Source organism: Streptomyces sp. NPDC031426 (genome assembly GCF_055581585.1).
Map to the genome: position 1 here is coordinate 1 of NZ_JBVIJE010000061.1, position 14,856 is coordinate 14,856.

Sequence of the window (14,856 nt, forward strand, 5' to 3'; positions counted from 1 at the left end):
CCGAAACAAGACGCCGCATGCCTCCCTCATTCCGAGCCAGACCATGCCTGACCAGTAGAAATCAAGCGATCACGTTCGGTTGAGATACGGCTTCTAAGAAGACACAGCCAGCGAACCGACGAAAGGAGAAGACAACCACCCCGATGCCCCGCCGCACAGGTTAAAGATCAAGCTAGTACTTCAGTGCGGTGCGGTGATCTGTCCAGTGGAGCTCGCTGGGGGTCCGACGTCCCAGTCGCCGCGTCGGGTGACGTCTGGGTCAGGCCGACCCTTCTGGCGTCTTGAGAGCGCGGGAGGCGACCCAGTCCCGGACATCACGGCGATGCAGGAGCAGGAGAGCGGCGATCAGGTCCGCCGCTAGGAGCAGGGCGACGGCGAGGCGCCCGGACGGGAGCCCGTGGAACAGCTGGCCCAGCAGGAAGATGAGGAGAAGGATGACTGTGGCCAGGATCCCGGTGATGATGGTCAGGAACTGGAGGGCGACATATACGCCTCGCCACGTCCCGTACAGCAGTAGCGCGACCGGCAGGAAGAGGAAAATCATCCCGGTGGTCAGCGCCTCCACATTGCCGCTCATGGCAAACCCCACGACCGCCGCTGTCGCGGCCAGTGCCAGCAACGCCACGCCGGTCTTAGCGGCCCAGGGGCGAGCGAGTTGTGCGTCAGGAAGTCCGGGTATGGGTACGCCGGCTCGGCGGAAGACCGGGCGGATGGCGAGCGGGAAGGCCGTTCCCACCCAGCGGTGGTACCTGATCAGCTGGTGGACCTTGACCTCTGGGTCGTCCATGCTGCCGAGGGGGGCGCGATGGGGGGTCCAGTCGCTGTCGAACCAGATGGCCTCGCGGGTATAAGCGTCCGGGCCCTGTATGCGGTGGGCCACTCTGGAGGTTTGGTCGGCCGGGTCGGGCAGGGGCTTGGGAAACAGGTCCTGGGTGGCGGCCCGGAAGGATGCGTACTGTTCGAGGCTGCGGGCAATGATCAGTACCAGCCGTTCCGGGCGGTCGCGGGCGACGACCTGCTGGACTTCCCAGCGCAGGCTGCGCCCGGGTCCGCACGCCAAGAGGACGAGCGATGCCCGGTCCAGGGCGGCGAGCACTTGTGCCTGCCAGTCGTGGTCCGAGGCGTAACGCCGGGTCGCGCCGGCCTGCGGAAGACGGTCGTCGGGCCGGCCCAGGGCGACCATACGGCCGAACGGGGCAGTCGCGCGTGCCAGTTGCTGCTCCTCGGTGTCGACCGTGGCCGCCCACGGCCCACGGTGGTGGCCCGTGGGGATGTGCGCGAAGCCGTCGTCGTCGGCGAACGAACGCAGGAACAGCACGATGTGCTCGCCATCGGGCAGAGTGTTGAGGCTGGCCAGCACTGGCGCCCGGTGCCGGATTCCCCTGCGGATTGCCCGCCGCCCGGCTCCCAGACCAACGGCCATGATGAACAGTTCGACGCCGACTACAAGCCAGCCGTGCCGGGCCTCACCGTTGCGTAAAGAGGAGTACGCGGCTCCACCCGCGAGGGATCCCATTCCCACGAGCGCCCAACCGAGAACGGCCAGTAGCCCGGCCTTGGCCGGCGACTGCTGAATACGGGCGGACGGCCGGGGCTGACGACCCCGGCCGGGTAGACCGTCCTGCCCTTTTGGCATGATGTCCCCCTGTATTCACACCTGGCGAGATCGCGCAGTGACGCACCGTCACTATCTTAACTGCGGAAGAATCACCCGCATGGCGGAATCAGAACACGCGGCGCCGCGACGCGTTTGGGACCAGCAGAGTGTGTGGTCGCAGGCGGCCGACGCAGCGAAACGAACCATCGAAAGGACACGGGCAGTCGGCCTGGTGCTGGCTGTTGCTGCGGCCGTGCTCTCGACAGCCGCAGCCCAGACCATGGCGTGGCACGCCGAAGTGGGCAAGGTGCTGGCGTTCCTGGCGGCCGCCCTGGCCGGGCTTGCGCCGCTGGCCGCCCTCAGGTCGGGGCCGGCGGCGCTGCGCGACTGGACCCGCCTGCGCTCCGTCAGCGAGGCGCTGAAGAGCGAGTTGTACACCTTCCTTGCCGGCGCCGGTGTCTATCGCGCGTCCGAAGCGGGAGAGGATCCGGCAGGCGTGGAGCGGACCCTGCTCAGTCGAACCGAGGACGTGATCACGGACGCGGCCGACCTGGCGTGGCTGACGACAGCCCACACGCCCCGATCGCGCGCCCTGCCGCCGGTCTTCGACGTGGACTCCTACGTCACGATCAGAGTGGCGGGCCAGATCCGCGACTACTACCGGCCGCGTGCGACGCAGATGGGCCGTCGCAGCACGGTCGTACACCGGGTCGAGCTGCTCCTCGCTGCCACCGCGGCATCACTGAGTGCTGCGGCAGGGGCCTTCGGCACCGACCAGGCTGCCGCGTGGGTCGCGACGGTCACCACCGTGGCCGCAGCTGTCACCGCCCATGCGGCGGCGGCCCGCTACGCCTACCAGGAACTGGAGTTCTCCCGCACTGCAGCGGAACTGGAGAGCCTGCTGGTCCGGCGCACAGCGGCATGCCACGCCGCACCAGACAGCGACGACGCCTTTGTTGAGCGGTGCGAACTGATCATATCGGCGCAGAACGAGGCATGGATGGCCAAGTGGGCCACCGACTAGCTTGATCTTTGACGGCCGGCGTCGAATGTTGCCTCGAACTTGATCACTCGGTTCGGTAACCGCCGTACACCAAAGCGGCCTTCGTCTGAACATGTGCTCCGCCAGCCTGCTGCGACGGTTTTTCGAGGCCCTCGCTCGGCTGACCGCTCCGACGCATGAAGCCGTCCGCTTCGCCCCGCAGCGGGGAGAGGCTCCCGCTGTCAGGGCTGTTCGGGAGAGCCGATCTTGCGCAGTATCCCGAAGGCTCGCAGCAGGGGTGCTGGGCTGGTGTCCGTGAGGCCGGAGGCCCGGCGTGCCCTGCGGGTACGCAGTACTGCGCGCACTGCGGAAAGGGCGGCGCAGGCGATCACTGCGGCTGTGAGGTCGGCGTCCGGTGTGTTGGGTGGCAGTCTGCGCTGGACCAGGGCGGTGAGCCGTTCCTCGAAGTCGGAGAAGGCCTGGACGAGTCGGGCCGTGACGACGTTCTCGATGTCTTGGACCGGGTGGCTGAGGGCGGTCAGGGTGGAGGCGGCGAACGGCTCGGCCGCCTCCAGCAGGGCGTTGCAGACCGCGTCCAGGGGGTCCTCGTCCGCGGGACGCCGGGCCAGGGCGTTCTCGACGTAGGCGAAGATTTCGACGCCGTCGGGGAGCAGCAGCGCCTCCTTGCTCTCGAAGTAGCGGAAGAAGGTGCGCGCGGAGACGTTCGCGTATGCGGCGATGTCCGCGACCGTGGTGGCCTCGAAGCCGCGTTCTTTGAACAGGTGCGCCGCCCCCTCCAGCAGGCGGCGCCGCGTCTCTTCCTTCTTGCGTTCGCGCAGTCCGGCGGGGGTGGGCTCACTGGGCATGGTCCGAAGCCTCCCGCCAAGGTGTCGCGACTGTCAATTGACACACATGCCACCCACGGCCGGCGCGTCGCGGTTGACGCATGCCGCACCCGCGGCGCGGCCCCTGGTGCGCACGCACTCCCTGGGCGCCGTCAGAGTGTCGCACCAGCAAATGACACCACTGACAATTGTCATTCATGACACTTCTTCTCTAGAGTTCGTGTCACTCATGACACTTTCTTCTGGAGGTCACGGTGGCCCGATCTCTGCAGCACCCGCCCGCGCCGAGCGGGGCGCACACCGCCGCCCGGCCGGCGACCGACTTCGCCGCGGCCCGCCGCGGACTCGGCCGCCTCGGCGGCTTCTGCGCCCGGCACCCGGCAGCGGTGATCGCCGCCTGGCTGCTGGTCCTCGTCGCCGCCCTGGCCGGACGGCACCTCGCCGCGCCCACCTTCAGCGACCAGGTCAGCCTGCCCGGCACCGCCTCACACACCGGCGCCGATCTCCTCGCCACCTCGATGCCGGAGGCGGGCAGGCCGGGCGGCAAGGTCGTGTTCCACACCAGCTCCGGCGCCATCGCCGACCAGCACTCCGCGCTCGAGCGGACCCTGGCCGACCTCCGGGGTCTGCCGCACGTCACTGCTGTCTCCGCGCCCGTCACCAGCGCCGACGGACGCACCGCATACACCGCCGTCTCCTTCGACGAGCAGCTGAAGAACCTCGGCCACGACTACACCGGGCGACTGGACAAGGCGACCGGCCCCGCCCGGGCGGCGGGGCTCGGCGTCGCCTACGGCGGGGATCTGGATCAGGTGGTCCGTGCACCGGCCGACGACAAGCTGAGCGAGAGCGTAGGCGTCGCCACCGCCCTCCTCGTCCTGCTGCTGGCCTTCGGCAGTGTCCTCGCCGCGCTGCTGCCGCTGATCACCGCGCTGATCGGCGTCGGTGTCGGCCTCGGCATCGTGGGCATCGTCGCCGCCACGCTTTCCTTCGCGACCTCGGCCACCACCCTGGCCGGCATGATCGGCCTCGGTGTCGGCATCGACTACGCCCTGTTCCTGACGACGCGTTTCCGCCAGGACCTCATCGAGGGGCGCGATCCGGCCGATGCCGCGGCCCGCACCGCGCACACCAGCGGACGCGCCGTCCTCGTCGCCGCTGTGACCGTGGCCGTCGCCATGCTCAGCCTCTATGCCTGCGGGCTGACCTTCATCGGCAAGATCGGCCTCGCGGCCACCCTCGCCGTCATCGTCACCGCTGCTGCCGCCCTCACCCTCGTACCGGCGGCCCTGGGGCTGGTGGGCAGGCGCATCGACCGGCTCGGGCTGCGCCGCCCGGTCGCGGAGGGCACGGCGGCCGGCGACGGCCGCAACCGTTACGCGGACCTCGTCGCCCGGCGCCCCTGGACGTTCCTCGTCGTCGGCGTCGCCGTCCTCGGCGTGTGCTCCCTGCCGCTGCTGTCGATGCGCCTGGGCCACGTCGACGCCGGTGCCGACCGACCCGGCAGCAGCACCCGCACCGCCTACGACTGGATCGCCCACGCCGACGGGCAGGGCTTCGGAGCAGGAGCGAACGGCCCGATCGTCACCGTCGTCGACGTGAGCGGTGCGAAGTCGCCCGTCGACCGGATAACGGGCGACGTGACCACGGCCTTGAGAACCACCCACGGCGTGGCCGCCTTCACCCCTCTCAAGGCGAGCGCCGACGGCAGGATCCTCGTCACCACGCTCACCCCGACCACCGGCCCGCAGGACGCCGCCACCGGCGACCTGGTCACCACCCTCTCCGGGCGGACACTGCCGAAGGCCCTGAACGGCACGGGCGCCAAGGCCTACCTCACCGGCACCGTGGCCGGCCAGGCCGACTTCCGGGACACGGTCGGCGAACGGCTGCCCATCGTCATCGGCATCGTCCTGGTCCTCGCCTTCCTGCTGCTCATGACGGTCTTCCGCAGCCTGGTGATCCCGCTCAAGGCCGTCGTGCTCAACCTGTGCACCACGGCCGCGTCCTACGGCGTGCTCGTCGCGGTCTTCCAGTGGGGCTGGGGCGACTCGCTGCTGGGGCTGTCGGAGCCGGTGCCCATCGAGTCGTACGTGCCGATGATGATGTTCGCGATCGTCTTCGGACTGTCCATGGACTACGAGATCTTCCTGCTGTCCCGGATCGCCGAGGCCTGGCACCGCACCGGAGACAACCGGCTCGCCGTGGGGGAGGGGCTGTCCGCGACGGCGCGCGTGATCTCCGCTGCCGCCTTCATCATGACCGCGGTGTTCCTGTCCTTCACCACCTCGCCGACCGTGGTCGTGAAGATGCTCGCCCTGGGGCTGGCGATCAGCGTGATCGTCGACGCCACCGTGGTCCGCCTGATCCTGGTGCCGTCCGCCATGTTCCTCATCGGCCGGGCGAACTGGTGGATACCCCGCCGGCTCGACCGGGTCCTCCCGCGCCTGCACGCCTGACCGCCCGCCGACCGATCCGGAGCAGTGACCACGTGAAACCGAACCCCCGCCAAAAGACCCGCCTCATCTCGGCCGCCACCGCCGCGACCCTGGCCCTGCTCACCTGCGCGACCGACCTCTGGGTCGAGCACCGCACCGAGAAGCGGGTCGTCGCCCAGGCGGAGCGCCGGCTGAAGCCGGACGGCCCGGTGCACGCCGACCTCACCACCCCCCTCGCGGGCCTGCGCACTTTGGGCGGGGAGGTCGGCGACGTCGAGGTGCGCGCGAAAGGCGTACACGCTCAGCACGCCGTGCTGGATGTCAGCATCCGCCTGAAAGACGTCACGACGAACGGCGACAGCGCCGGCGGCACCGCAACCGCCACCGTGGGATACGACCAGGTGACCCGCCGCCTGGGCGCGCTGGGCAACGGCCTGACCGCCGGCGGCCAGGACGGCCACCTGATCCTCACAGGGAGTGTCGGCCGCCTGGGCCTGCCCCTCACCGTGCGGGCGACCCTGGCCACGACCGCGCACGCGTTCACCATCACACCCAGCACGGTGAGCGTCCTCGGCCGGAGCGTGGCCGTCGACGACCTCGCCGACCTGCCGGCCACCTCCGGACTCCGCGATGAACTGCGGCCCAGGACCGTGGCCGTCACCGGCTTGCCCCACGGCGTCGCGCTCACCTCGGCGCACGCCGCCGACGACGGCCTCGTCCTCGGCTTCTCCATCGCCGCCGGATCGACACCGAGCACGGGCCGGAAAGCCGTCTGACCGTCCGAGCGGCGGCCGCCCGGGAGACGACCTCCGGGCGCCGCCGCTGACGGCCAACGGCAACTCACACCGGCCTGGGACGGGAAAGCGATCTGTCTGGTGGGCAGCGGCAGCGCCTTGCTCTAGCCTCGCGCTTTCACGAAGCAGGCCGCCCGAGGCTTGATCAAGAACGCGGGGGTGGTTCTGACCTGCAACGATAGGACTTGCTGAGGGTCCTGTTAGTTGCGAGGAAGGCGCACTTCCCAGGTGAACCGACGCGATCATCGATGCCCTGCGCCGGCTCCATGCCCTCCCGCACCGACTGACCAGCGTCTTCCTGTCCCTGCGAACAGCACCAGCCCACCGGAGCCGTGGAACCCGGCGCCCACCCGGCGCGACAGCTGAGCCCTCTATCTGCCTCGGCTCTGCAAACTCCACCAACTCTCACCATAATGGGTCGGTCAGCAAGCTGACGGCCCCTCAGGCAAGTTCCAAGAGAACCGCCCGATCCCGGAGCGGGTGATTGTCTCTATCGACATGAGCGGCGCTCGGTTCACTTGACGTCGGCCAGCCAGCGCAGCGCGCTGAGGCTCGGTAGGAAGAAGTACTCTCCGCCACGGGTAATGACAAAACGCTCTACGCCGTGCAGGCGGCGCCGGATGGGGTGCTGCGGGATCGTGAAGTCGCCCGTTCCGTCATTGTCGCCCGTGAGCAGGTCTTTCTCCCGGCCGAGGCCCGTGAAGTTGCCGTCGTCCAACCATTGCGACTTCACGAACTCGAACTGTCGCTCGATTTGTGAGCCGATGAAGACGAAGACGATGCCACGGTCGGCGCCGTCGTCGTCCAGGACGCCGGCCGGCAGCGGCGGGCCGTAGTTGGTGCCCCGTCGAATCATGCGATGCAGGCGGACGTCACCGATGATCTCCGAGTCGCGCGGGTTGGCTCGCCTGGCGTGGGCACCGTGGGGGCAGATTGCGCCGCTCGGATCGGATGCGTAGCGGAAGTCGTTGTTGCGCTGGTCGTCCGCCCCCAGGGCCGGGTCGTCGTGCTCGGGCGCCAGGATCAACGGAGCGCCGCTCTGCCAGCGGCCCACGATCTTGGCGGCGAGCAGCGACTCCTCTTCCGGGCTGCCGGAGTTGTCGTGGAGGTACCGGCGGAACGCCGCGACGCGTGTGTGCAGCTTCCGCCAGGCCACGAAGGTGCCGTTGCGGCCCAGTTCGGCCGGCTGCGGCATCGGCGGCAGGTTTCCGGTCTCGTCGCGATAGCCGAGCACGAATTCGCCCGCCTTGAGCGCGGAACCGTCATCGGGCGGGGTCTCGGCGCCGCTGCCTTCGATCGTGGGGTTGCCGATGCCGTCCTTGTAGCCGAAGCTGGTGCGCCCCGTGGACAGCTGGTAGAAGTCCTGCCGATAGACGACCTGAAGGCCCGGAAGCTGCGTGTGGGCTGTGCGTGCGCGTTCGAGGACGACCGCCAATGACTCCTGGTCGGCGGCCAGGAGGGACAGCATGACGTGCACCTGGCCGGTGCCGAAGGGCGGCTCCCAGCGTGCCGGCGCGCTCTCCCCGGTATCGCCGATGAGCTCGGCACGTGCCGCCATGCCCTGCCGGAACTCCTCGGGGAAGCTGTTCAGGGAGGCCGGTGGGACCTGGAGCGCCTCGATGCCCCGACACGTCAGTCCGACGTTGAGGAGCGCGGGCAGGTCCGGTTGCCACCAGTTGGCAGCGGAGTCGACCAACTCGGCCAGACGCCCCATCAACTGACGCCCGGCGCCGGGATCGTCCAAACGCAGCAGGATGTAGGTGCCGACGTACGGTGACGGCCGGTTGCGCAGCACGATGCCCTGAATCTCGTCCAGCTGCAGCGGTGGGACTTCGGTTGCTGTCATGTCGTCCCTCCGGAAGGGTGCCGGATGATTTGTACCAATTTCCCCTATCGTCGGCACTGTCCGACACGGCGCATCGCGCGATCGACGAGTGCGTGGGCGCGTGGGGTCGCCCGAAGGACGAGGTTGTGCCGCGCGAGCCGAAGTGCTCGTTGGGGATCGCCGCCGACGGTCAGCCAGAACTCCGCCGCGTGATCGGCGTACGCCTCGGGGTGGCGCGCCATCAATTCCTCGTAGCGCGCGCCAGCGTGGGCACGCCAGAACCGAGCCTCCGCCGACGCCTCGGACTGGCCCAGGAGGCGGGCGAGCCGGCTGGTGTAGTCGGGATCGTCGCTGATGAGGGCCAGCCGGCGCAGGCGCTCGATCGCCACGGCCATCCTGCCTTCGGCGGCGTCGGTCTCAGCGAGCCGCCCTTGCGTCGGCACGTAGGACGGCAGCCGGGAAGCGGCCGACTCCAGCCAGGTGCGCGCGCTCACCAGGCGTCCCTGGGCCAACCGCATCTGCCCGCACTGGAATTCGAGGACCGCCAGTGGAAAGGGACTGACCCCGCGGTAGGCGCGTCTGGCCGCCAGAAACCAGGTCTCGGCCTCGTCCGCCGCACCGCTCTCGGCCTGACAGCGGGCCATGGCGCCGAGAGTCCTGAAGTCCTGCTGCTTCGACAGCCCCTGTCGAAGCAGCGCAAGCGCCTCGTCGTAGCGCCCGACCGTCTGGCAGACGGCTGCTCGCTCCTCGTCCACGGTTCGCCGATCGAGTCCCAGCGCGGCCGCCGCGTCCAGATCGTCCAGCGCCGCCGCGAACCGGTGGAAGAGGCCCCGCAGCCGGGCGCGCGCCAGAAGCGAGCGAGGATCGCGCGGCGCCTGGTCGACGAACATCTCGGCCAGCGAGGCAGCGCGCTCGGCCTCGTCGATGCGGCCCCGTACGTGCCCGCGCAGGGCGGTCAGCTCCACCAACTCGCCCCAGCCGTCGGCGGTGAGTCCTCCTCGTGTCGCCTGCGACGTCAGACCTTCGATGCGTGCGTCGAGGTTGCCCATGGCGATGACGCCGGCTGTCGTAGGCGGCCCACCCGCAAGGTCGGGTCCTCTCGCGCCGCCGGCACGAGTGCCCGCCGTGGGGCTGCTCATCGGCTCGCGGGGGCCGTCGGGATGGTGGCCGCCTGCTCGGGCGGGTTCGGATTGGCCGGTGCCAGATACGGAAACTCGCGCGAAGCCGGGACGGTCGCCTCGCAGCCGTCGCTCACGCGTGGGCCATGGCCCGCGTTGACGATCAGCGTGTAGAGCGTGTCGATGACATCGTCGTTGGGCGACCGGCCGCCACAGGTCGCATGCTCCCGTCCCTCCAGCATCGCCTGCTCGATCTCCAAATAGCTGTCTTCCGCGTACGGCTTGGCCGCGTCCACGACCAGGAAGTCCGCGAGCAGCAGCTCCGTCAGCGGATGCGTACCGTCCGGCTGTGTCGTCCAGTCCGCCTTGCCGTCGAGACCGTCGAAGAAGACCAGGTTGGCATTGAGCCGTGCGCGATAGGCGTCCATGTACCTCGGACCCAGCCGGAACGGGTCTTCCTCGTTGTAGAGATCACGCAGATCCACGACCTTGTTGGCCGTGTCGACCCCGTTGTCCGACAGGAGGATGTTCTTGACCTCGGGGCGGCCGAGACGTTCCAGGCGCAGCGGATACGGCCCGGCCGTGACGGTCTCCGCCGCGACGGCGAAGACGCTCCCCGAGGCCGCCCCGAACACCCTGGCGACGTCAAGCTCTGCCACGACGGTCAGGACGTCGGCGCCCTCCAGAGTGTTGGTGCCCTTCGCCACGAAGGCGAGCCGCCGATTCGCCCGCGTCTCCACCTCCTTGCCCACGTCCATGAAGAAGGGATCCAGCCGCAGTCCGGCGTAGCAGCGCACGCCATGGCCCTCGCCGCCCCGCTCGTCATTCACCAGGAACGAAACCGATTCGCCCTTCGGCAGCAGGCACGTTCCCCGCTGCGTCAACTCCCCGTTGTCATCCGGTCCGACCGGAGCCGAGAAGGTGCAGGTAAGCGCGAATTCGTCGGTGCCGACATCGAAGAGTGAGCCGGTATCTCCCCTGGGCACGGATGCCGGACGGACGCGGAAGCGATAGCTGGCAGCGTCGGAGAACAGGGCTCCCGGCCGGGCGTTGGGAAAAACGTTCATGACGAGGACGAGCCGACCCTCCCGGGAGGGGCTGGGAAAGGCAAAGAGGTCGGTCAGATCTATGGCCGGATCGGCCAGGGCACGGGTGCCGGAAAGATGGTCGGACATGATGCTGCGACCTCCGCTGACGGGGCCCGGCCGACGACCTCGCAGCGTTGCCGGGCCGCCTGGTGGTACTCAGGTGCCACGGCCACGGCCACGGCACCTGGGACGCGAGACAACTGCTAGGCGGACGCAGTATCCAGCAACGCGTTGAACGCCTGCGTGACCTTTTGCGCCTTGGTGGTGTCCTCGACCGTCATGGTCGGATTGGAGGCGTACCACATGTCCGCCTCAACGATCTTCGTCGCCAGCCAGTCGACCATCTTCGGATCGCTCGCCCCGGGCCAGCCCTCAACGGTATCTTCGAACATCTCGTCAAACCATGGCCCGGCGTTGGCGAAGATGTCAGCCATGTACGGCCTGAAGTCACCGTCATAGGTGACCGCGCCTATTACCTGAGTGTCATTGTTGATGAACGTGACGCGGAAGTCGTGGACAGTGCCGACGAGTTTTTCGTAGTGCCAGGCGTCCTCCTGGATCTTGGCGGCCTTCTGGTGGAACCTCTCCGCCCCGCCCGGCTTGGCATCGAATAGAACGGTGATTTCCGCTACCTCCCCGACGCGCTTGCCGAGACCGTCGGGCTGCCTGGCCACGGTCGGAGTCGCGTCCCCCGGAGTCGCCGACTGCGCAGAACTCTGTGTTGTCATGACTCCGTCTCCTTTTGATCGTCTACCGGCTGGTCTGCTGGCTCTCCTCTGAGCGCCTTCCGGACTGCCTCCACAGCCAGCTTTGTCGTCCTCCAGGGCGTCGGCAAGACGATCTCGCCCCATGGGCCGAGGGCGGCGGCGTCCAGATCATGAGCGGAAACGCGAAAGTGCCCTTGACCTGCAACGATAGGACTTGCTGAGGGTCCTGTGGCTGCAAGGAAAACAGCACTTTCCAGGTGAGAGAGCCCATCTCGTCGTACCCGCGTGTCCGTGTCCAGGGAGACGGCCGCCAGGTGGTCTCGCAGGCCGGTTCGGTGCTCCTGGGGGAGACGGTCCGCAAGGCCGGTCTTGACCAAGCGCTATCCGCCGCGCTTGCTCCGTGGCGCAGGCGGCGGGCCGTCCACGATCCGGGGAAGGTCATCCTGGACCTCGCCCTGGCGGTGGCGCTGGGCGGGGACTGCCTAGCCGATGTCGGCATGCTGCGGGCCGAGCCAGCCGTGTTCGGGCTGGTCGCCTCCGACCCGACGGTCTCCCGCCTGATCGACACCCTCGCCGCCTCCGGCGCTACCGCCCTTCGGGCGATCCGTGTTGCACGGGCCGAAGCCCGAGACAGAATCTGGCAGTTGGCCAGCCGGAAGGCGCCAGACGCGGACGGGACGGTGACCATCGACCTGGACGGGGTGCTGGTGATCGCGCACTCCGAAAAGCAGGACGCCGCCCCGACCTGGAAACGAACCTACGGCCACCACCCGCTGATGGCCTTCGTCGACCACGGCCCGGGCGGCACTGGGGAACCCGTCGCGGCGCAGCTCAGGCCGGGGAACACGGGGTCGAACACCGCCTGCGACCACATCGCCACAGCCAGCCCGGCCCTCGCTCAACTGCCGAAGAAGTACTGGCGCTGACGACAGACGTTGATCCGCACCGACTCCGCGGGCGGTACCCACGACTTCGTCGCCTGGCTCGCCCAGCGCGGGCGCTGGCTGTCGTACTCCGTCGGCATGGTGATCACCGACGCGATCCACCAGCGCGTGCTGAAGGTGCCGGAGTCGGCCTGGACACCGGCCGTCGAGGCGGACGGCGAGATCCGGGACGGCGCCTGGGTCGCCGAACTCACCGGTGACGTCCTGGCCGGCTGGCCAAAGGGGATGCGGCTGATCGTCCGCAAGGAACGGCCTCACCCGGGGGCCCAGTTGCGGCTCACCGACGCGGACGGCATGCGGCTGACCTGCTTCGCCACCAACACCATTGCCCGGCCGATTGCCGATCTCGAACTGCGTCACCGCCTTCCTTCTGGTGGCGTGGGATCGGGTCCGGGGAAATAAGGGCGCCCGCACGGCAGGAGTGGACGGGAGAACCGCACACTCCATCGAGGCCGGGCAGGGAGTCGAGGTCTTCCTCGACGGGCTGCGGTCTCAGCTGAGAGAACGCAGCTTCCGGCCGGTTCCGGTGCGTGAGCGGATGATCCCGAAGACGAACGGCAAGCTCCGTCGCCTGGGCATTCCGACCGTGGCGGACCGGGTGGTCCAGGCGTCCTTGAAGCTGGTGCTGGAGCCGGTGTTCGAAGCGGATTTCCTCCCGTGTTCGTACGGGTTCCGCCCGAACCGCCGGGCTCAGGACGCTGTCGCCGAGAGCCGATACCTCGCCAGCCATTCCTACGAATGGGTGGTGGAGGGCGACATCACGGCGTGCTTCGACGAGATCTCGCACACGGCTCTCATGGACCAGGTACGGGATCGGATCGGGGACAAGCAGGTCCTGTCGCTGGTGAAGGCGTTCCTCAAGTCCGGGATCATGTCCCGGGACGGAACCCTTGCCGACACACGCACCGGCACCCCGCAGGGCGGGATCCTCTCGCCGCTGCTGGCCAACATCGCCTTGACCGTGTTGGACAAGTACGTCACCAACCGGCCGGGCGGGCCGACCACCACCGAGGCACGACGCGCGGGACGCCGCCGCCGTGGCGAGCCCAACCTTCGGTTGGTCCGCTACGCGGACGACTTCCTGATCCTCGTGTCCGGCACTCGCGAGCACTGCGAAGCACTGCGCGAGGAGGTGGCAGCGGTTCTCGCGCCGATGGGCATGCGCCTGTCGATGGAGAAAACAAGGATCACCCACATCGACGAGGGCCTCAACTTCCTCGGATGGCGCATCCAGCGTCACCGGAAGAAGGGCACTGATCGGCAGTACGTCTACACCTACCCGGCGCGGAAGTCATTGCGTTCCGTGATGGCCAAGGTGAAGGAGCTGACCGGACGGCAGCACGTCGGCCTGGCGCTGACAGTCCTGCTGCACCGACTGAACTCGGTGCTGCGGGGCTGGTGCATGTACTTCCGCCCCGGGGTTTCGAACGTCGCCTTCTGCTACCTCAGCCACTACGCGTGGATGCGGGTAGTTCGGTGGGTACGGCGCAAACACCCCGGGATCACGTGGAAGCAGCTTCGCCGCCGCTACTGCGGAGGTGGCTGGTGGCCTGTCACGGAGGAGAGAGAACTGTTCAACCCGGCAAAGGTGAGCACGACCAGGTACCGATACCGGGGAACAGTCATTCCCAGCCCGTGGCCCACTGCGGCATGAGGATCTGACCACCCCAACGGGGCTTGTGGAGAGCCCGGTGCCCGGAGACGGGCACGCCGGGTTCGGGAGGCGGCTCGGGGAAACCCACTGGTGGAGACACCAGCAGGGCGCCCCGAGTCGACCTCACCGATGCCTCGCCAGGCCTTGAGCTTGTTGATCAGGCGCTCGACGGTGTTCCTCTCTTTTTGACATCCTCGCTCACCTAAAGGAGGGCGATTCCCGTCTGCCGCGCCGTTATCGGGCGCGGCTCCGGGTGGGTTCCTGCTTCATCGCGCTGTGCCGGTACGGGTACCGGTCTTACCTGCGCTCCACGGGCTGACACGGCCAGTCCGGCCGCCTTGGCGACGTTGACCGCCGCATTGATGTCTCGGTCCAGGACGGTCCCGCACTCTGCACACGTCCATTCCCGGACGTGCAGGGGCTTTGGGCCGTCCTTGACGCCGCAGGCCGAGCAGACCTGAGAGGTGGGCTCGAAGCGGCCGATGCGCACGAAGGTGCGCCCGTACCGGGTGGCCTTGTACTCCAGCATGGTCACGAACTGCGACCATCCGGCGTCGTGCACGGACTTGGCCAGACGTGTGCGGGCGAGTGACTTGACCGCCAGGTCTTCCACCGCGATGGCTTGGTTTTCGCGGATCAGCTTGGTGGAGAGCTGGTGGTGGAAGTCCCGCCGTGCGTCGGCCACCCGTGCGTGAGCGCGGGCGACGTTGATGCGGGCCTTATTCCGGTTGGCGCTGCCCTTCTCCTTGCGGGACAGAGCGCGCTGAGTCTTCTTGAGCTGCTTCTCAGCCCGGCGCAGGAAGCGCGGACTGTCGATCTTCCGGCCGTCCGAGAGGACGGCGAAGTGCCCCAGGCCCAGGTCTA

11 protein-coding genes and 2 pseudogenes are annotated in these 14,856 nt (G+C 68.6%); 5 read left to right on the plus strand and 8 right to left on the minus strand.

Translation table 11 applies throughout. The features are described 5' to 3' along the window. Positions 1-259: 259 nt before the first annotated feature. Positions 260-1,360 carry a hypothetical protein gene (locus ACZ5NH_RS44310; RefSeq protein ID WP_468784029.1) on the minus strand — a complete coding sequence of 367 codons (1,101 nt, stop codon included), beginning with the start codon at positions 1,358-1,360 and terminating at the stop codon, positions 260-262. A 355-nt stretch (positions 1,361-1,715) separates the two neighbouring features. Here ACZ5NH_RS44310 and ACZ5NH_RS44315 point away from each other — a divergent pair, with 355 nt between their 5' ends. Further along, positions 1,716-2,621: a DUF4231 domain-containing protein gene (locus ACZ5NH_RS44315; RefSeq protein WP_468784046.1), complete on the plus strand. Its 906-nt coding sequence runs from the start codon at positions 1,716-1,718 to the stop codon at positions 2,619-2,621. 200 nt (positions 2,622-2,821) lie between these two features. Here ACZ5NH_RS44315 and ACZ5NH_RS44320 read toward each other — a convergent pair whose 3' ends face one another. Continuing rightward, positions 2,822-3,445: a TetR/AcrR family transcriptional regulator gene (locus ACZ5NH_RS44320; protein ID WP_451552619.1), complete on the minus strand. Its 624-nt coding sequence runs from the start codon at positions 3,443-3,445 to the stop codon at positions 2,822-2,824. A gap of 233 nt (positions 3,446-3,678) precedes the next feature. Here ACZ5NH_RS44320 and ACZ5NH_RS44325 point away from each other — a divergent pair, with 233 nt between their 5' ends. Then, positions 3,679-5,883 (plus strand): MMPL family transporter, encoded by a 2,205-nt coding sequence (locus ACZ5NH_RS44325; protein WP_468784031.1) that lies wholly within the window; start codon positions 3,679-3,681, stop codon positions 5,881-5,883. A 32-nt stretch (positions 5,884-5,915) separates the two neighbouring features. Next, a complete protein-coding gene (locus tag ACZ5NH_RS44330) occupies positions 5,916-6,638 on the plus strand; it encodes an LmeA family phospholipid-binding protein (protein WP_468784033.1) in 723 nt (240 codons plus the stop codon). 532 nt (positions 6,639-7,170) lie between these two features. Here the strand turns inward: ACZ5NH_RS44330 and ACZ5NH_RS44335 are convergent. The 4 genes from ACZ5NH_RS44335 to ACZ5NH_RS44350 form a co-directional block, all read right to left on the minus strand. Further along, positions 7,171-8,559, minus strand: coding sequence for a Dyp-type peroxidase (locus ACZ5NH_RS44335; protein ID WP_468784035.1), 1,389 nt, complete (start codon positions 8,557-8,559; stop codon positions 7,171-7,173). Further along, positions 8,547-9,530, minus strand: a complete 984-nt coding sequence (locus ACZ5NH_RS44340) for a tetratricopeptide repeat protein (protein ID WP_453124140.1) — start codon at positions 9,528-9,530, stop codon at positions 8,547-8,549. Before ACZ5NH_RS44340 ends, ACZ5NH_RS44335 begins: the two co-directional genes overlap by 13 nt. Positions 9,531-9,616: 86 nt before the next feature. Then, positions 9,617-10,774 (minus strand): DUF4331 family protein, encoded by a 1,158-nt coding sequence (locus ACZ5NH_RS44345; RefSeq protein ID WP_468784038.1) that lies wholly within the window; start codon positions 10,772-10,774, stop codon positions 9,617-9,619. Between the two features lie 116 nt (positions 10,775-10,890). After that, positions 10,891-11,415, minus strand: coding sequence for a hypothetical protein (locus ACZ5NH_RS44350; protein ID WP_468784040.1), 525 nt, complete (start codon positions 11,413-11,415; stop codon positions 10,891-10,893). A 236-nt stretch (positions 11,416-11,651) separates the two neighbouring features. Between ACZ5NH_RS44350 and ACZ5NH_RS44355 the strand changes: the two are divergent. Continuing rightward, a pseudogene (locus tag ACZ5NH_RS44355) lies at positions 11,652-12,704 on the plus strand (IS1380 family transposase); the annotation flags it as partial. 55 nt (positions 12,705-12,759) lie between these two features. Next, positions 12,760-13,992: a group II intron reverse transcriptase/maturase gene (ltrA, locus tag ACZ5NH_RS44360; protein ID WP_468784042.1), complete on the plus strand. Its 1,233-nt coding sequence runs from the start codon at positions 12,760-12,762 to the stop codon at positions 13,990-13,992. A gap of 128 nt (positions 13,993-14,120) precedes the next feature. Here ltrA and ACZ5NH_RS44365 read toward each other — a convergent pair. Beyond that, a pseudogene (locus ACZ5NH_RS44365) lies at positions 14,121-14,219 on the minus strand (IS5/IS1182 family transposase); the annotation flags it as partial. Beyond that, on the minus strand, positions 14,195-14,856 hold a 662-nt coding region (locus tag ACZ5NH_RS44370; protein ID WP_468784044.1), incomplete at its 5' end, for an RNA-guided endonuclease TnpB family protein. The gene ACZ5NH_RS44370 and the pseudogene ACZ5NH_RS44365, both read right to left, overlap by 25 nt.